Genomic DNA, 17,935 nt, shown 5'->3' with positions numbered 1-17,935 from the left:
CATGGGGACGGGCGACGCGCACATGAGGATTTCCGACGCCGACCGGACCGGGGTCCGGCGGATCCTCGAACGCGCCGTCGGCGAGGGCATGCTGACCCTCGACGAGTACTCCGACCGGGTGGACCATGTGCTGGCCGCCCGCACCCGCGGCGACCTCGACGCCGTGCTGCACGATCTGCCGTTCGGGCGCGCGGTCGCGCCGGCCACGGCGCCTGCGCAACTGCGGGCGCGGATGACGACGGTGTCCCGCAAGGGAAGGTGGACGGTGCCGCCGCGGATCTCGCTCAACACCCGGATGTGCGACACCTCGCTCGACTTCCGGTCGGCGGTGCTGCAGAGCTCGGTCGTGGAGATCGAGGTCGACGATTACTGCAGCTCCACCGAGATCATCGTTCCCGACGACGCCACCGCCGATATCGCGGGCATCGAGACGGTGGCGGGCAGCGCGACCGTGCGGGTGGCCGCGTCACCACCGTCGCCGCGGCTGCACGTGGTGCTTCGGGGCCGGGTCCGGATGGGGTCGGTGACCGTGCGGCATCCGTTCGGGGCGGCGCTGCGGCGATTCACCGCGCGCTGACCCTCGGGCGGATTCGGCGCGGATACGTGCGTTGAGCGTCGATCAGCGCGCTGAAATCACGGTTGGTCAAAGGCGGCGGGCGATGCCCGCGGAGCGCAGTTCCAGCGTGGCGAGGCCGCGGATCGCGGCGATGTCCTGGTTGCGCCAGGCCGCGACCGGGTCGTCGTCGATGCTGACCAGCTTGGCCAGCGGCCGGTTGGCCAGCGCCCGCAGCGCCAGCAGCTGTTCACCGGCCGGCGTGGCCGCCAGCGCGAGAGCCGTCCACTTGCGCCGGAAGAACCGGATCCGAAGGAACAGCCACGGCATCGCGACGGCCAGGATCGGCGGCGACGCCACCGCCAACGCCAGCACCCACGCCAGCCAGGAGGCGGTGCTGTCCAGGTTGTGGCCGGCGCCGGCGATGTCGAGCGCCGCCTCGCCGGCGGCGTTGAGCGGTCCGCGTAATGCGTCGCCGAGCAGTGGCACGTCGTCGGTCTGGTTTCCCGCCGACTCGAGGTTGTCGGCGATGCCGTTGGCGCCCGCCTCGACCTGACGGCCGACCTGGGCGATGGTGTCCACCGCCGCATGCACCGCCATGCCGACGAGCAGCCAGATCAGCGTCCAGATCACCACCAGGATGTCGCTGACCAGCTGGCCCAGCAGGCGGCCGGGTGTGGTGGCGTAGGGCACGAAGCGCGAACTCATGTGTCCGATGCTGCCCGATGGAGACGGCGGGCAGGAGCGCAGTCGTCGGGGAACTTATGCTGGCCCGATGCGCCCCGCTCTGTCCGACTACCGCCATCTGGCCAGCGGCAAGGTTCGCGAGCTGTACCGCATCGACGACGAGCACCTGCTGTTCGTGGCGACCGATCGCATCTCGGCGTACGACCACGTCCTGTCCTCGGAGATCCCGGACAAGGGCCGGATCCTCACCGCGATGAGCGTGTTCTTCTTCGATGTGATCGACGCGCCCAACCACCTCGCCGGGCCGGCCGACGATCCGCGCATCCCGGAGGAGGTGCTCGGCCGCGCGCTGGTGGTTCGCCGGCTGGAGATGCTTCCGGTGGAGTGTGTGGCACGCGGCTACCTGACCGGGTCGGGCCTGATCGACTACCGCAACACCGGCACGCTGTGCGGTATCGAGTTGCCGCCCGGGCTGACCGAGGCGAGCCGATTCGCCGAGCCGCTCTACACCCCGGCCAGCAAGGCGGAGCTGGGGGAGCATGACGAGAACATCAGCTTCGCCGACACCGTCGGCCTGGTCGGCGAACAGCGAGCCACCGAACTGCGCGAACACACCCTGCGGATCTACCGCCAGGGCGCCGAGCACGCGTTGACGAAGGGAATCATCATCGCCGACACGAAGTTCGAGTTCGGTGTGGACGCCGAGGGCACCCTGGTGCTCGCCGACGAGGTGTTCACGCCCGACTCGTCGCGGTACTGGTACGCCGACGGCTACCGCGAGGGCGAGGTGCAGGCCAGCTACGACAAGCAGTTCGTCCGTAACTGGTTGACGGGCCCGGACTCGGGCTGGGACCGTAACGGCGATCAGCCGCCGCCCCCGCTGCCCGCCGAGATCGTCGACGTGACGCGCGCCCGCTACATCGAGGCGTACGAACGCATCTCGGGCCGTAGCTTCGACGCGTGGATCGGAGCGCGCGCATGACCGGCGCACCGCCGCAGGCCAAGCGGATCGAGCAGCGTCGTGAGCACCACGGCGACGTCTTCCTCGACCCGTACGAGTGGTTGCGCGACAAGACCGACCCCGAGGTGCTGGCCCATCTGGAGGCCGAGAACGCCTACACCGAGGCCCAGACCGAGCACCTGGCGCCGTTGCGGCAGAAGATCTTCGACGAGATCAAGGCCCGCACCAAGGAGACCGACCTGTCGGTGCCGACCCGGCGCGGTGACTGGTGGTATTACGGCCGCAGTTTCGAGGGCAAGCAGTACGGCGTCCAGTGCCGGTGCCCGGTCAGCGATCCGGACGACTGGACACCGCCGGTGTTCGACGAGAACACCGAGATTCCGGGCGAACAGGTGTTGCTCGATGAGAACGTCGAAGCAGACGGGCACGATTACTTCGCGCTCGGCGCCGCGTCGGTCAGCATCGACGGGAACATCCTGGCGTACTCGGTGGACACCGTCGGTGACGAGCGGTACACCTTGCGCTTCCGCGATCTGCGCACCGGTGAGCAGTATGCCGACACCATCGCCGGCATCGGCGCCGGCGCGACGTGGGCCGCGGACAACCGCACCGTGTACTACACCACCGTCGACGATGCCTGGCGTCCCGACACCGTGTGGCGGCACCGCCTCGGCGCCGACACGCCGGACGAAAAGGTGTATCACGAACCCGACGAACGGTATTGGCTCGGCGTGGGCCGCACCCGCAGCGACCGCTACCTGATCATCGCCGCCGGCAGCGCCGTCACCTCCGAGGTGCGCTACGCCGACGCCGCCGCAGCCGACGCCGAGTTCACCGTGGTGTGGCCGCGCCGCGACGGGGTCGAGTACTCGCTGGAACATGCGGTGGTCGGCGGGCAGGACCGGTTCCTGATCCTGCACAACGACGGCGCCGAGAACTTCGCGCTCATCGAAACCCCGGTCGACGACCCGACCGCCGGGCGCACGCTGATCGAACACCGCGAGGACGTGCGGCTGGACTCGGTGGACGCGTTCGAGGGGCACCTGGTGATCAGCTATCGCGCAGAGGCGCTGCCGAAGATCCAGCTGTGGCCGCTGGGCGCCGACGGCTCCTACGGTCGCGCGGAGGACATCACGTTCGACACGGAGTTGACCTCATCGGGCCTGGCCGCCAACCCCAATTGGGATGCACCGAAGCTGCGGGTCGGCGCCACGTCGTTCGTCACCCCGGTGCGCATCTACGACATCGACCTGGCGACGGGGGAGCGCACGCTGCTGCGCGAACAACCGGTACTGGGCGACTACCACCCCGAGGACTACGTCGAACGCCGCGACTGGGCCGTCGCGCCGGACGGCGCCCGGATCCCGATCTCGATCGTCCACCGCGCCGGTCTCCAATTCCCGGCGCCCACATTGCTGTACGGGTACGGCGCCTACGAATCGTGTGAGGACCCTCGATTCTCCATCGCCCGGTTGTCCCTGATGGACCGCGGCATGGTGTTCGCCGTGGCCCACGTGCGGGGTGGTGGCGAACTCGGCCGGCCCTGGTACGAACACGGCAAGCTGCTGGAGAAGGGCAACACCTTCACCGACTTCATCGCCGTGGCACGACATCTCATCGCGACCGACACCACGCGCCCGCAGAACCTGGTGGCGCTCGGCGGCAGCGCGGGCGGCCTGCTGATCGGCGCCGTGGCCAACCTCGCGCCCGAGTTGTTCGCCGGTTTCCTCGCCCAGGTGCCGTTCGTCGACCCGCTGACCACCATCCTCGATCCGTCGCTGCCGTTGACGGTGACTGAGTGGGACGAGTGGGGCAACCCCCTCGAGGACGAGACCGTCTACCACTACATGAAGTCCTATTCGCCGTACGAGAACGTCACCGCCAAGGCCTACCCGCCGATCCTCGCGATGACCTCACTCAACGACACCCGGGTCTACTACGTCGAACCGGCGAAATGGGTTGCCGCGCTGCGCTCTGCGAAGACCGACACCAACCCGGTGCTGCTCAAGACCGAGATGAGTGCCGGGCACGGCGGGATCAGCGGCCGCTACGAGCGGTGGAAGGAGGCCGCGTTCCAGTACGCGTGGCTGCTGGCCACCGCCGATCCGGACAACTACGGCAGCGGCCAGGCGGGCACCTTCTTCGGCGGCCCGCACAGCTGAGCTTATCTAGCCGCTGTCAAGATGACCGCGCTACGGTGAACCATGGAGAAGACGAGCTACCACCACGGCGACCTTAAGGCGGTCATCCTCGCCCACGCCGCCGAGATGGTGGCCACCCGTGGGGTCGACGGCATCTCGCTGCGGGAACTGGCCCGGACGGCAGGGGTGTCCCACGCCGCACCGGCGCACCACTTCACCGACCGGCGCGGACTGTTCACCGCCCTGGCGGCCCAGGGGTGGTGGCTGCTCGCCCGCGCGCTCGAGGGGGCGCGGCCGACGTTCCTCAACGCCGCCAAGGCCTACGTCGGCTTCGCCGTGGAGCATCCCGGCCACTACGCCGTCATGTTCGACAAGACGCTGGTCGACGAGGCCAACCCGGACCTGATCCAGGCCCAGGTCGCCGCGGGCGCCGAACTGAGCCGCGGGGTCGGCACCCTCACCGACAGCCGCGCCGCCGAGGATCCCGACGCCGCGGCGCTGGCCGCCTGGTCGCTGGTGCACGGCTTCGCGATGCTGTGGCTCAACGACATCATCGACACCGGACGGGATCCGGTGGCCGAGGTGGAGCGCGCGGCACGGATGCTGTTCTCCAGCTGAGCGCCCCGGTGCGGTAGCGTCCGCTCATGACCGACATGCCGCTGACCGACATCGAGCTCAACACGCTGGACGGACGGTCCACCACACTGCGCGAGTTGGCCGACGGCGCAACGCTGGTGGTCAACGTCGCGTCGAAATGTGGCCTCACACCGCAGTACAGCGCGCTGGAGAAGCTGGCCCAGGACTACCGCGACCGGGGACTGACCGTCGTCGGGGTGCCGTGCAACCAGTTCATGGGGCAGGAGCCCGGATCCGCGGAGGAAATCCAGACGTTCTGCTCCACCACCTACGGCGTGACGTTCCCGCTGCTGGCCAAGACCGACGTCAACGGGCCGAACCGCCACCCGCTCTACGCCGAACTGACCAAGACGCCCGACAGCGCCGGCGAGGCCGGCGACGTGCAGTGGAACTTCGAGAAATTCCTGCTGGCGCCCGGCGGTGAGGTGGTCAACCGGTTCCGTCCCCGCACCGAACCCGACGCCCCGGAGGTCATTGCGGCCATCGAGGCCGTGCTGCCCGGATAACACCACCGGATCGACAGCTGTTGTCGACGTCATAGCCACCGTCGCGACACCTGGTGTTGTCACACTGGGGCACGTGGCTGGACAACTCATCGTGTCGATCTCGCACATCAGCGCCCGCACCCTGAGCGACGTCGCGGCGTTCCGCGCGGATCTCGACACCCGCGGCGTGCCCGCGTCCTACCTGGTCGCCCCGCGCCTCAAGGGCGGCTACCACCTCGAGAAGGACGCGCCGACCGTCGAGTGGCTGCGCGACCGGCGGGCCGACGGCGACGCGATCGTGCTGCACGGCTTCGACGAGGCCGCCACCAAAAAACGCCGTAGCGAATTCGCCTCGCTGCAGGCGCACGAGGCCAACCTGCGGTTGATGGGCGCCGACCGGGTGCTCGAACATCTCGGCCTGCGCACACGACTGTTCGCCGCCCCGGGCTGGTCGGTGTCCCAGGGCACCGCGGTAGCGTTGCCGCGCAACGGTTTCCGACTGCTCGCCGGCTTCAACAGCGTCACCGATCTGGTGCGGCAGACCACGGTGCGGGCCCGGGTGGTCGGTATCGGCGCCGGATTCGTCGCCGAGCCGTGGTGGTGCCGCACCGTCGTGCTGTCGGCCGAGCGCACCGCCCGCCGCGCCGGCATAGTGCGGCTGGCGATCTCGGCCAAGCAGCTCGGCCGGACCGGCCCCCGCCAAGCCGCGCTCGACGCGGTCGACCTGGCTCTGATGCACCAGTGCGCGCCGCAGGTGTACCAGTGGGAGCCGTTTCGCGCCCTGACCGACGCCGCCTAGAATTCGGTGCCGTTCTCCTCGTCGAGCACCCGGAAGTCGGTGTCGGTCATCTCGCTGAGCCGGCCGTAGAAGATGCCGCGCGCACTGGGGTCGATGATGCCCTGGTGAATCGGCACCGCCCGGTCCGGCGCCACCGCCCGCAGATAGTCGACGGCCTCGCTGATCTTCATCCACGGCGCCGCAGCGGGAGTGGCCAAGACGTCGACCGGCTCGCCGGGGGCGAACAGGGCATCCCCCGGGTGCATCAACCGGGCCGGATGGTCGCCGTCGCCGATCAGGTAGGAGATGTTGTCGATCTGCGGCAGGTCGGGATGGATGATCGCGTGCTGTCCGCCGACACCGCGGACGGTCAGGTGCCCCACGGTGAATTCGTCACCCGCGTGCACGGCGCGCCACGACCCGCCCAGTTGCTGCGCGGTCTGCGGATCGCAGTACAGCGCGGCCTGCGGGTTGGCCTCGAGCAGCGCCGGCAGCCGCTCGGTGTCGGCATGATCGGGGTGCTGGTGAGTGATCAAGATCGCCGAAAGTCCGGTGATGCCTTCGAATCCGTGCGAGAACGTGCCGGGATCGAACAGAACCGTGGTGTCATCGCCGGAATCCGAGGAGAAATTCGCCAGTAGGCACGAATGCCCGAAATGGGTCAATTGCATGGCTATATTGTGGCGCTCGGGCGGGGCCGTACGTGGGGGTTCGGGATGCGGTGGCTGGTGGCGTCGGTGTTGGCCGGCTGCGCAATGGCGTTGATCACACCGGCAGCGGCCTGGGGGCAGCCGCTGGACTGCCCACCGAGCTGTGACCGGATACCGCGGTCGGCGTGGATCGCGCCCACCTCGATCCCGCTCTACGAGGTGTACCGCTGGCCGGAGCTGTCGGGTCTGGCGGTCACCGCGGTCCACCCGCGGTTCCGGTTCGAGGAGCTGTGCGGGGTGCCGACCGCGGCCGAGGATCCCCGCGCGTGGGCGGTGACGGCCAGGGCCGAGGCCACCGGAGCCGACGGGCAGTGGCGGCTGCGGGCGCAGCTCATGCACTGGCGTGGGGACGCGTGGCAGAGCGGTGAGCTGGCGTCCACCGTGTTCGGCGACGCGGTCGCGGCGCTGCGGGCCTGCCAACTGACCGCGCCGCCGGTGTCACCGTCGGTCACGCTCGCCGAGCCGACCCGGGTGGCGGCCGTGCTCACGTCACCGGACCGCTCGGTACTGCACCAGTACCTCATGGCCGACCCGCGAAGCGGCACGATCGCCGAGCTCGCGATGTGGTCGACGCCGTTGCCGAACACGCGCTGGCCGGCGGTCTCCGACCGCGCCGTCCTGGACGCGTTGGCCGCCCCGCTGTGCACGGCCTACGTCGGATCATGCCGGTAGGCGGCGACACGCCGCGTCACCGGTAAAGTTGTCGCCGTGGCGAAGGTTGTGGTGCACGTGATGCCCAAGGCTGAGATCCTCGACCCTCAGGGGCAGGCGATCGTCGGCGCGCTCGGGCGTCTCGGTGTGACGGGCGTCTCAGATGTCCGTCAAGGCAAACGATTCGAATTGAACATCGACGGCAGCGTCACGGACGAGACGGTGGCCGAGATCGCCGAATCGCTCCTGGCCAACACCGTCATCGAAGACTGGTCGGTGACCAGGGAGGACTCATGAGCGCACGCGTCGGCGTCATCACGTTCCCGGGGTCGCTGGACGACATCGACGCCGCCCGCGCCGTACGCCTCGCCGGCGGCGAGGCGGTCAACCTGTGGCATGCCGACGCCGACCTCAAGGGCGTCGACGCGGTGATCGTTCCCGGCGGCTTCTCCTACGGCGACTACCTCCGCGCGGGCGCGATCGCGAAGTTCGCCCCCGTCATGGGTGAGGTGATCCGCGCCGCCGAGCAGGGGATGCCGGTGCTCGGTATCTGCAATGGCTTTCAGGTGCTGTGCGAAGCCGGCCTGCTGCCCGGGGCCCTGACCCGCAACATCGGCCTGCACTTCATCTGCCGCGACATCTGGCTGCACGTCGAGTCGAACACCTCCGCGTGGAGCACCCGGTACGAGGCGGGCGCTGATCTGCTGATCCCGCTCAAGTCGGGTGAGGGACGCTACGTCGCCAGCGAGCAGGTGCTCGACGAACTCGAGGGCGAGGGCCGGGTGGTGTTCCGCTACCGCGAGAACCTCAACGGCTCCATGCGGGACATCGCCGGGATCAGCTCGGCCAACGGACGCGTCGTCGGCCTGATGCCGCACCCCGAACACGCCACCGAGGCGCTGACCGGGCCGTCCGACGACGGGCTCGGGCTGTTCTACTCCGCGCTCGACGCGGTGCTGACCGTCTGAGGCGAGCCGGGATCAGGCCGTCAGCGCGACGGACGCCTCAGCGGTGTAGCAGAGGAACGTCAGCGTCTCCTCCAGGTAGAGCTGCACGGAAGCGGCGTCGTGGGACAGGTACCCGATCGACACATCGGTGCCCAGCTGGAGGTCGAAATCCCCACCGCGAGTAGACAAAACGAACGCGCCGTCGATCGCCGGCGCCCAGATGATGTCACCGTCGACGAGGCGGTTGAGGTGCTCGCGGATCGGATAGCCGTGCTCGGTGGTCTCGCTGACCTTGGTGTAGACCTCGGCCGACAGCAACACCGAGTAGGGACCGTCGACGCCGGCCAGGCGCAATCGCGAGAGCGCCTGGGCGAGCACGTCGGGCATCTCGCGCGGATCCTGCGGTAGCGCGAGTGCGGCGTTGTTGCTGCACATCCGGATTCCGTCGATAGCGGCCGCCCCATACCCTTCGAAGATCGCCCGGTCTTCGGCGAACGCCAGCTTCTTGGCCGCCTCCTTGACCGGATCCCAGTCCGAATCCTGCGATCCCCTCTCGACATCGTCGATCGCGGTGCGCGAGACCGTGAACGGCACCCGCAGCCGCACCAGCGGCTTGCTCTCGCGCAGATGGGCCACCACGCCGTCGCCGGGCGGTGTCACGTCGCGCAGATGACCCGTCGAGACGGCCGCCGTCGCCGGACCGCCGGGTCCGCTGACGTCGACCACGCGGCGCCCGGCGATGTGGCGCTTGAACGTCCGCGTCGCTTCCTGTTCGATCTCCGCCCAGGCGGCCTCGGTGATCGGCGCCAGGTCGCGATAGAGGTTGTTCATCAACGGGTTCCTTTCATGCTGCCGATCCCCAGCGAGCCGTCGTCGCGGCTCGGGACGCTGACCGGCTCGGCCGGGGGAGCCGAATCGGGCAGCGGCGGAGGGTCGTCGAGGAAGTCGACGGTGGGAGTGAAGAACATCGATCCGGTGACCGCGGTGGAGAAGTCGAGGATGCGGTCGGTGTTGCCGGGCGGGTCGCCGATGAACATGTTGGTCAGCATGCGTTCGGTGACGTCCGGGGTGCGCGAGTAGCCGATGTAGTAGGTGCCGAACTCGCCCTTGCCGACCTCGCCGAACGGCATGTTGTGCCGCACGATCTTCAGTTCGTTGCCGTCGGCGTCCTCGATGACGTTCAGCGCCACATGGGAATTGGCCGGTTTGACCGCATCACCGAGTTCGATGTCGTCGAGCTTGGTCCGGCCGATCACCCGCTCCTGCTCCTCGACCGACAGCGCGTTCCACGCCGCCATGTCGTGGACGTAGCGCTGCACGTGGACGTAGCAGCCCCCGGCGAACTCGGGGTCCTCGTCGCCGATCCGGGTGGCCGCGCCGGCCAACGCACCGTCCGGGTTCTCGGTGCCGTCGACGAACCCGAGCAGATCGCGGTTGTCAAAGAACTTGAACCCGTGCACCTCGTCGACGAGCGTGATGGCCCCGGCCATCGCCTCGGTGAGCTTGATCGCCAATTCGAAGCACACGTCCATGGATTCGGCGCGGATGTGGAACAGCACGTCACCCGGGGTGGCCGGGGCCCGATGCCGTGGGCCGTCGAGCGGGCGGAACGGACGCAGTTGCGCGGGCCGCGGGCCGGCGAACAAACGGTCCCACGCATCGGAGCCGATCGAGATGATCACCGAAAGGTTCTTGGTGGGGTCACGAAACCCGATCGCGCGCACCAGACCCGAGATGTCGCCCAACGCGTCGTGCACGGTGGGTTCACCGCCGTCGTCGATCGTCGCCACCAGGAAGATCGCGGCCGGCGTGAGCGGCGCGAGCACCGGTTGCGGTTCAAGATCGGGCACAACTGGACCCTAGCGTGATCATGATCGAAAACGCCGGTCAAGATGGAAAGATGCCAGCTAGCCCCCATGGCCTCTGCGCCTTCATCGACGCGTCACCGTCCCCGTTCCATGTGTGCGCCACCGTGGCCGACCGACTGCGCGACGCCGGGTTCACCGAACTCGCCGAAACCGATGCATGGCCGTCGGGTGTGGGGGACTTCTTCACGGTACGCGCGGGGTCCCTGGTGGCCTGGCGGTCGAACGGTGAGACGGCCGCGCCGTTCCGCATCGTCGGCGGTCACACCGACAGCCCCAACCTGCGCGTGAAACAGCATCCCGATCGGTTCGTGTCCGGCTGGCAGGTGGTGGCGCTGCAGCCCTACGGCGGGGCGTGGCTCAACTCGTGGCTGGACCGCGAGCTGGGGTTCAGTGGGCGGTTGTCGGTCCGGATGGGCGACCGTGTCGAGGACCGGTTGGTGCGGGTCGATGAGCCGGTGCTGCGTGTGCCGCAGTTGGCGATCCACCTCTCCGAGGACCGTAAGGGCGTGAGCCTCGACCCGCAGCGCCACGTCAATGCCGTATGGGGAGTGGGAAGCGCGGCCCGCTCGTTCATGGACTGGGTGGCCGAGCGCGCGGGGGTGCCGGCCGGCGACGTGCTCGCCGCCGATCTGATGACCCATGACCTGACCCCGTCGACTCTGGTGGGCGCGGACCGCACGCTGCTCAGCGCGCCGCGGCTGGACAACCAGGCCACCTGCTACGCCGGGCTGGAGGCGCTGCTGGCGGCGCAGCCGACCGGCGTCGTGCCGGTGCTGGCGCTGTTCGACCACGAGGAGGTGGGCTCGACGTCGGACCACGGTGCCCAGTCGGAGCTGCTGCCGACCGTCTTGGAGCGCATAACGTTGGCCGCCGGGGGCGACCGGGAGACGCTGCTGCGCCGGATGTCCGGCTCAATGGTGGCGTCCGGGGACATGGCGCACGCCACCCACCCCAACTACCCGGAGCGCCACGAGCCGGGACACCTCATCGAGGTGAACGCCGGGCCGGTGCTCAAGGTGCAGCCCAACCTGCGCTACGCCACCGACGGTCGCACGGCCGCCGCGTTCGCGTTGGCCTGCGCGCAGGCCGGGGTGCCGATGCAGCGCTACGAGCACCGTGCCGACCTGCCGTGCGGGTCGACCATCGGACCGATGACCGCCGCGCGCACGGGCATCCCCACCGTTGACGTGGGCGCGGCTCAGCTCGCGATGCACTCCGCGCGCGAAGTGATGGGGGCCGACGATGTGGCGGCCTACGCGGCGGCGTTGCAGGCGTTTCTGTCACCGGCTTGATCTATGGTCGGCGCCATGGCCATGACCGTGGAAATGATCACCATCGACTGTGACGATCCGGATGCGCTGTCGGCCTGGTGGGCCGACGCCATCGGCGGTGAGGTGAATGCCCTGGCGCCGGGCGAGTTCGTCGTCGTCATGCTCGAGTCCGGGCTGCGATTGGGATTTCAGAAGGTGCCCGACGTGACGCCGGGCAAGAACCGCATCCACGTGGACTTCGCCGCCGCGGACGTCGAAGCCGAGGTGGCTCGCCTGGTGGCGGCCGGCGCCGCGGAGACCGGCCGACACAGCTTCGGGCCGGACTTCAGTTGGGTGGTATTGGCCGACCCGGCGGGGAATGCGTTCTGCATCGCCGCGACGTGATTGCTGGAATCGTGGTCCGGGCGGCTAGAGATCACTACTGCGAGGCTCACGCGTGTCCGCACCCTCAGTTCTGAGGAAACGTTGCTGTTTCAAGTTTTGTATTCTCAGCGAATCGGTATGGTGATGCTCGTTTCGCTCAGCGGCTGATGTCGGTAGCTAAGCGAATCAAATTCCGGCGCGCCTTCGTCTCCGATTGACGGGCCGTTGGCCGTCGCCCGTGATCTCTGTAAGCGCTTGAAGTGCTACGATGTATCAGCAATGGGTCACGCCGGTGGTTCGGGTCCGGATGAACCCGGTGTCCTCAACCAGCCGATATTAGTGACCGGAGAAGTAGCTGATCTTGTTTCGGGCCAACTCTCCAAGTGCTTGACCAAGCAACGGATTCTCAGTAAATACTCAGCCGTATCTCATGATCTTGCCGTTCTGGTGTTAGCTTCCTCACACGCACTCAGGCGTTGCTGGAGGGGAATCACTGGAATGTCAAAGCACCGGAGCAAGGCTGCTCGGAAGTACACCAAGAAAGCCGCGATGATGGGTGGCGCCGCGGTGACTGCCACCGCGCTGACCTTGGGCCTGACCGCGCCGGCGGCGAATGCAGCAGTTCCCCGGTCGGCATCGCAAGAGATCAATCTCGCGGCGCTCGAAGGGCTCAATGTCGGCGCTGTGCTGGAGGCGCTGGGGATCAGCGTTCCGGACCTCGGCGACGTGCTTGAGATCCCTTCCATTCCCGGTGTCGGCGAGCTGCCCGTCAACGTGATCACGACGGGGCCGCCTTTCGGGGCGCTCGGCATCCTCGGGCTGAACCCGACATGGGTGCCGGCGTTTCCCGACCGGATCGCCGAGGAGATCAACAACACTCCCTACGGCGGCATCGACACCGACATCACGATTCCGATCACGGTGCCGAACCCGGCTTATCAGCCGGCATACAACCTGGCCTACAACGTCGGGTCGACCGCGCCGAAGTTCCTCGGTGGCGGCGGATGTCAGGCGGCCGATACGGCTTGCCGAACTGCCTATGCTCTGAACGCCGTCAGAAATATCCCCCAAACCATCTCCGCAACCCCCAGTGTTCCGATCGAGCTTCCGAACCTTCGCATCCCGATCGTGCTCGCCTTCGGGCTAGGCTCGTTGGCCACCGGTATGGCCTACCCCGACGTGGTGGCCGACCTGCCGAATCAGCCGGGCGGTACGGCCGAGGGTGCAGAAGCCGGCACCAGCCTCACTATCCTGCCGCTGATTCTCCTGCGGAACCCTGGTCGCGCCGACGGCGGTGTGGCGGCTCGCTTCGCGCCCTTGATCGACCCATTGCTCGCGCTGTTCGGCCAGAACAGCGTCGTGACTCCCGAGGTGGACGTCGAAACCGATGGCGGTGCCGTCCTGGTGCCGATCAAGGTCGACGCCACCGTGGAGTATGACCCGCTATCCGACTTCGCCGCGTGGCCCAACCCCTTCACTCTGGCGAACAACGGCGCCGCATTCCTGTTCCCGACGTACATCTTGCGCGGCTCCGACATCACCAGTGCGCTCCCGCAGGTCCTCGAGCCGGTCCTCGGCGGTGTCCTCACCAACGTCTTGTCCGGAGCCATTGGCGACGGATTGACTGTGAGTGGGATCCCGATCGTCGGCAGTCTGCCCCTGCCGAGATCAGTGTTGGTGCCGCTCGTGAATGGCCTTCTCGGTCTCGAATTGCCTGACGGCGAAGATGGGTTCTTCCAGGCGATCAATGCCTTCATCACCATTGAACAGAACGCACTTCCGCTCCTCGAACCGTTCCGTTATCCGGCGGACGTCGCGAATCTGTTCACCGGCGGCGCTTTCGGCTTTACCAATCCGTTCGCCGATGCGGTCGAGCCGGCGCTCAAGATTCTTGTCAACCTGGGCTACACCAACGTCACCCAGGACATGACCAATCCGCTGGACCCGTACCCGCGGGATTTCGCGGGGAACTTCGGTAGCGAGTACGCCCCGTTCTTCACCTTCCCCGAGGGCATCGAGTGGGATCGGGTGCCTGAGGACCTGTTCACCGCGCTGGTGGCCGGCACCCAGAGTGCCTTCTTCTCCGGCGGCATTCCGGGCGTGAACCCCGGTGTGCCGGTGGCGAATCCGCTGGCGGTCATTGCCGGCCTACTCGGACTCGACGGCGGCATCCCTGAGCTCCCGGATCTGCTCGACGCCTTCCCCGGACTCGGTGACATCCTCGGCGCCGACCTCGGACTGCCCACCGGATCGCTGGCCGCGCTGGCAGCGCCGCAGCTCGACAGCAACGACCCGCTGACGCGGATCGGCGAGGTCGTGGCCAACACGCTCTACGAGGCCTTCGAGCGCCAAGCACCGGTCGGGTACACACCGTCCACCGGCCCCGTCGACTCGGCATTCGATGTCGCAGAAGGCTTGGGGGCCAGCGGACTCCGCCTCCTGGCTGCGTCGGTCCTCGGGCCGACCCGCCTGTTGGCCCTCGCCGAGGGCGGTCCGGAGGCGTTGGCCGACCTCATCGAGAACACGGTCGACACTCCGCTGTGGGTGGCCGACCCGGCGCTCTACGGTCTGCGCGATGCGCTGCCCGAAGCCCTCGGCGGTGGCGCCGACGGCTCGATCGAGGACTTCCGCGACCGCATCTGGGCACTCACCGAGGAGATCAACGAGGCCCTGCTCGGCGCCCTCGACGACCTGCCCGGCGCGCCCAGCAGCGTCGCGATCACCGGCGACCAGGCGCGCGCAGGCGTGCAGGACGAACAGGTCGAGCGGACGTTGGAGGCCGCTCAACAGGCACCGGAGGTTCCGTCGGCCGGCCAGCCCGAGGTCCCGCCCGCCGGTGACGCGCAGCAGAACAGCGCGAACTCTTCGATAGTCCTCGAGGAGGGTACCGACCCGACCGGCGGCGACGACAAGGTGTCGACAAACGGCAACTCTCAGTGGCGGGGCGGTCCGATCTCCAAGGCGATTCGCGAAGCGGAGAAGAACATCGAGCGCTCGGTGGGGCGGATCGGTGACCGCATCGACGATGCCGCCGACAGGTTCCGGGATGCCATCACACCGAAGCCGCGCACGACCGTCGACAACGACGACGATGGCGGCGAGCAGTCGGCCAACCAGGACGCCGGCACCGGCGAGACCGGCGCAGAGTAGACCCGGCGGAGAAGGCCCCACCCATCTTGGGTGGGGTCTTCTTCGTGTCCGGCCCAATGGCCATCGGATCCGCGTTGTGCGCAGTGGCGGGAAAATGTTTGCTCGCAGCGCGTGCGTACTGGCGTGAGCCGACCGGCGCGGCCATCCGTCGCTTCAATGCTAGGAACGCTTCTCAGGTTATCAACTCAAGCCGCTGAACTGCTGTTTGCGCCCTCAACGGTTGTTTGAGCAACATCCATCCCCGCTGAGGGCGAAGCGGGGGCTTCTTCCGGCAACATCACGTGACGGTAACGGTTCAGCTGCGCTGGCTTGTGCGCAACCTGTGCGAGCCACCATTCACATCTGTCTCATGCGCAGTGGTGAGCCGGTGTGCAGCCAGAACCGGTTCGGGGTTGAGGGCGGTGTAGCGCTTGCCCCATTCGGTCGTGGGATCACTGTCTGCCCGGTGGCTCGGGAGGCAAACTGAGAAAAGTCACGCGCCGCGTAGCAAAGCCGCCATTGAGCGCCAGCAGAAGCGGGCGCATCGCCGCTGATCACGGCGGGTTGTCGCGTCGCCACAGCTTGAATCTACAAATACAGTCTCAGTTCTTACTCAGGTTCTTTTCATGTTCACCTAGCGCTGTGTTAGCTTCATCACACATCGACAAAGGTTGCTGGAGGGGGTCCTGGTGGCGAGGCATCGGAACAAGCAGGCGCGGAAGCGGATCAAGAAAGCCGCGTTGATGGGAGGCGCGGCGGCGACGTCCGCGGCGTTGACCATGGGGCTCACCGCCCCGACGGCCAGCGCGCTGCCCCTCATCGAGGCGCGATCCGTCACCGCGGAGGTGCAGAACACCGCGCTGACCGACGTGCTGAACCTGGGCCCGCTCCTGCAGGCGCTCGGCATCCCGCTCGACGACATCAACGGCCCGCTCGACGCACTCGAAGCGGCCGGCATCAACATCGTGACCACCGGCCCGCCCTTCGCGCTCGCCGCGCTGTTCGGGCTGAATCTCGGCTACGTGCCGGCCTTTCCGCCGCTGATCACTGACGAGGTCACCAGCACCGACACCGTGGTCAACGGCGCGGCGCTCACCCAGATCCTGGCCCCGCTGCTGACCCAGCTCCTCGGCCCGACCGGCGGCGCGGTGGCAGGTCTGCTGGGTACCGTCCTCAACGGCGCCCGCGTGCCCGTGGTGATTGGCTTCGGCCTCGGATCGTTGGGCGCCGGGATGGCGTATCCGGACATCGCCGACTATTACGCGAACGAGCCCGGGATCCTGAACCCGGCGACCATCCTGCCGCTGATCCTGCTGAGGAACCCCGGTCGTGCGGACGGCGGCATCGCCGCGCGGGCGTTCCCCCTGCTCGATCCCTTCTTGGGGCTCTTCGGCCTCAACAGCGTCGTCACGCCGGAGGTCGAGGGCGACGGCGTACCGCTCTTCCCGGACTCGTTCACGCCGATCAAGGTCGACGCGACGGTGGAGTACGACCCGCTGTCCGACTTCGCGGCGTGGCCGAATCCGTTCACGCTCGCCAACAATGGCGCGGCATTCCTGTTCCCGACCTACATCCTGCGCGGCGGCGACTTCGCGGCACTCGGCGACCAGATCGATCTGGGTTCGGTGATCGGTGAGGTTCTGACCGAGGGATCGGCCAACATCTTCCTCACGGTGCCGGTGGACAGCCTCCCGATCCTCGAGCCGTTCCGGTACCCCGCGGACATCGCGAACTTCTTCACCGGCGGCATCTTCGGCTTCACCAACCCGTTCGCCGACGCGATCGAGCCGGCCCTGAAGATCCTGACCAATCTGGGTTACACCAACGTCACCCAGAACATGGATGACCCGTTGGATCCGTATCCGCGCGACTTCACCGGCAACTTCGGCGACGGTGACCTCGGCCAAGGCCCTGGCGGCGTGCCGTTCTTCACCCTCCCGCAGAACATCGACTGGGGCGAGGTTCCCGGCGACCTGGCCGAGGCGCTGTTCGCCGGTATCCAGGACGCCTTCTTCTACGGCGGCATCCCCGGCGTGCGCGGGCCGCTCGGCGGCGTGACCAACCCGATCACCACGCTGCTGGACCTGCTCGGCCTGCCGACCACCATCGGTGATCTCGCAGACCGCATTCCAGGGCTGGGCGACTTCGTGGAAAACATCGAAGCCGCCGTCGAAGACGTCCTCGACAACCTCGATCTGAACCTGCCCGGCCTGCCGGGCGGACCGGATCTACCTGGTCTCGAGCTGCCCGACATCGAGCTGCCAGACCTGTCGGACATTCCTGGTCTGCCGGACATCCCGGGTCTGCCGGGTCCGCTGAGCCAGACCGAGGACCAGGCGCGCCTCGTGTCGACGAACACCACGAACGAGCAGGGCGTCACCGACACGACCGAGGGCACCGGACCGGTCGACGGCGAGGTCGTCGAAGAGGGCGACGAAGCCGTCACCCCGAAACCGGCCTACCGCGCCAGCGAGTTCGAGAAGGCGCTGCGCCAGGCCGGCGAGCGGTTCCAGGATTCCATCGACGAGGCAGGCAAGCGCCTCAACGACGCGATCAACGGCACCCGCGACACGTTGACCAAGGTCGTCAACGGGCCCAAGAAGCCTGCGGCCACCAACGACGACGACGACGATCAGCCGACCGAGAGCAACGACGACGGCGCCGACAACGACGACAACGAGACCAACACCAACGACACCGACAAGGACAACAGCACCAACGACGCGGCGGCCTGATCACGTCGTAGCGAGACCAG

The 17,935-nt window shown here is 67.9% G+C and carries 17 protein-coding genes; 13 read left to right on the top strand and 4 right to left on the bottom strand.

The annotated features are described in order from the left end of the window. Position 1 precedes the first annotated feature (1 nt). Positions 2-577, top strand: coding sequence for a DUF1707 domain-containing protein (locus E4P42_RS16480; RefSeq protein ID WP_135127150.1), 576 nt, complete (start codon positions 2-4; stop codon positions 575-577). A 66-nt stretch (positions 578-643) separates the two neighbouring features. Here E4P42_RS16480 and E4P42_RS16475 read toward each other — a convergent pair whose 3' ends face one another. Continuing rightward, positions 644-1,261, bottom strand: coding sequence for a hypothetical protein (locus E4P42_RS16475; protein ID WP_135127149.1), 618 nt, complete (start codon positions 1,259-1,261; stop codon positions 644-646). Between the two features lie 67 nt (positions 1,262-1,328). On the opposite strand from E4P42_RS16475, the gene E4P42_RS16470 reads away from it, so the two are divergent. The 5 genes from E4P42_RS16470 (at position 1,329) to E4P42_RS16450 (ending at position 6,262) form a co-directional block, all read left to right on the top strand. Continuing rightward, positions 1,329-2,222, top strand: coding sequence for a phosphoribosylaminoimidazolesuccinocarboxamide synthase (locus E4P42_RS16470; RefSeq protein ID WP_135127148.1), 894 nt, complete (start codon positions 1,329-1,331; stop codon positions 2,220-2,222). Beyond that, complete coding sequence (locus tag E4P42_RS16465; RefSeq protein ID WP_135127147.1) at positions 2,219-4,363, top strand: S9 family peptidase; 2,145 nt, start codon at positions 2,219-2,221, stop codon at positions 4,361-4,363. The genes E4P42_RS16470 and E4P42_RS16465 overlap by 4 nt, the downstream gene beginning before the upstream one ends. 42 nt (positions 4,364-4,405) lie before the next feature. Next, positions 4,406-4,960 (top strand): TetR/AcrR family transcriptional regulator, encoded by a 555-nt coding sequence (locus tag E4P42_RS16460; protein WP_135127146.1) that lies wholly within the window; start codon positions 4,406-4,408, stop codon positions 4,958-4,960. Between the two features lie 35 nt (positions 4,961-4,995). Then, positions 4,996-5,484 carry a glutathione peroxidase gene (locus E4P42_RS16455; protein WP_135127181.1) on the top strand — a complete coding sequence of 163 codons (489 nt, stop codon included), beginning with the start codon at positions 4,996-4,998 and terminating at the stop codon, positions 5,482-5,484. A 73-nt stretch (positions 5,485-5,557) separates the two neighbouring features. Then, entirely contained in the window at positions 5,558-6,262 is a 705-nt protein-coding gene (locus E4P42_RS16450) for a DUF2334 domain-containing protein (RefSeq protein WP_135127145.1), read from the top strand. On the opposite strand, the gene E4P42_RS16445 is transcribed toward E4P42_RS16450, so the two are convergent. Further along, entirely contained in the window at positions 6,259-6,912 is a 654-nt protein-coding gene (locus tag E4P42_RS16445) for an MBL fold metallo-hydrolase (RefSeq protein ID WP_135127144.1), read from the bottom strand. The two genes, E4P42_RS16450 and E4P42_RS16445, sit on opposite strands and share 4 nt — an antisense overlap. A 45-nt stretch (positions 6,913-6,957) precedes the next feature. Here E4P42_RS16445 and E4P42_RS16440 point away from each other — a divergent pair, with 45 nt between their 5' ends. The 3 genes from E4P42_RS16440 to purQ are packed head-to-tail and all read left to right on the top strand — an operon-like array spanning position 6,958 to position 8,570. Further along, a complete protein-coding gene (locus E4P42_RS16440; protein WP_135127143.1) occupies positions 6,958-7,623 on the top strand; it encodes an ATPase in 666 nt (221 codons plus the stop codon). 36 nt (positions 7,624-7,659) lie between these two features. Then, positions 7,660-7,899 (top strand): phosphoribosylformylglycinamidine synthase subunit PurS, encoded by a 240-nt coding sequence (gene purS, locus E4P42_RS16435; protein ID WP_135127142.1) that lies wholly within the window; start codon positions 7,660-7,662, stop codon positions 7,897-7,899. After that, the gene (gene purQ / locus E4P42_RS16430; RefSeq protein ID WP_135127141.1) at positions 7,896-8,570 is read left to right on the top strand and encodes a phosphoribosylformylglycinamidine synthase subunit PurQ; all 675 of its coding nucleotides are present in this window, start codon (positions 7,896-7,898) and stop codon (positions 8,568-8,570) included. Before purS ends, purQ begins: the two co-directional genes overlap by 4 nt. Before the next feature lie 12 nt (positions 8,571-8,582). On the opposite strand, the gene E4P42_RS16425 is transcribed toward purQ, so the two are convergent. After that, a complete protein-coding gene (locus tag E4P42_RS16425; RefSeq protein WP_135127140.1) occupies positions 8,583-9,380 on the bottom strand; it encodes a family 1 encapsulin nanocompartment shell protein in 798 nt (265 codons plus the stop codon). Further along, positions 9,380-10,399 carry a Dyp-type peroxidase gene (locus E4P42_RS16420; RefSeq protein WP_135127139.1) on the bottom strand — a complete coding sequence of 340 codons (1,020 nt, stop codon included), beginning with the start codon at positions 10,397-10,399 and terminating at the stop codon, positions 9,380-9,382. The genes E4P42_RS16425 and E4P42_RS16420 overlap by 1 nt, the downstream gene beginning before the upstream one ends. 50 nt (positions 10,400-10,449) lie before the next feature. On the opposite strand from E4P42_RS16420, the gene E4P42_RS16415 reads away from it, so the two are divergent. The 4 genes from E4P42_RS16415 (at position 10,450) to E4P42_RS16400 (ending at position 17,915) form a co-directional block, all read left to right on the top strand. Further along, on the top strand, positions 10,450-11,709 hold the full coding sequence (locus tag E4P42_RS16415) for a M18 family aminopeptidase (RefSeq protein WP_135127138.1): 1,260 nt from the start codon (positions 10,450-10,452) through the stop codon (positions 11,707-11,709). A gap of 15 nt (positions 11,710-11,724) precedes the next feature. Beyond that, a complete protein-coding gene (locus E4P42_RS16410) occupies positions 11,725-12,072 on the top strand; it encodes a VOC family protein (RefSeq protein ID WP_135127137.1) in 348 nt (115 codons plus the stop codon). Positions 12,073-12,618: 546 nt separating this feature from the next. After that, a complete protein-coding gene (locus E4P42_RS16405) occupies positions 12,619-15,201 on the top strand; it encodes a PE-PPE domain-containing protein (RefSeq protein WP_245234059.1) in 2,583 nt (860 codons plus the stop codon). Positions 15,202-15,869: 668 nt separating this feature from the next. Then, positions 15,870-17,915: a PE-PPE domain-containing protein gene (locus E4P42_RS16400; RefSeq protein WP_135127135.1), complete on the top strand. Its 2,046-nt coding sequence runs from the start codon at positions 15,870-15,872 to the stop codon at positions 17,913-17,915. Positions 17,916-17,935: the final 20 nt, after the last annotated feature.

Origin of the sequence: Mycobacterium sp. PS03-16 (genome assembly GCF_004570325.1) — a bacterium.
Taxonomy (GTDB): Bacteria; Actinomycetota; Actinomycetes; order Mycobacteriales; family Mycobacteriaceae; genus Mycobacterium.
Note: the sequence above shows the minus strand (reverse complement) of the source record. Positions and strands in the feature narration are given on the sequence as shown.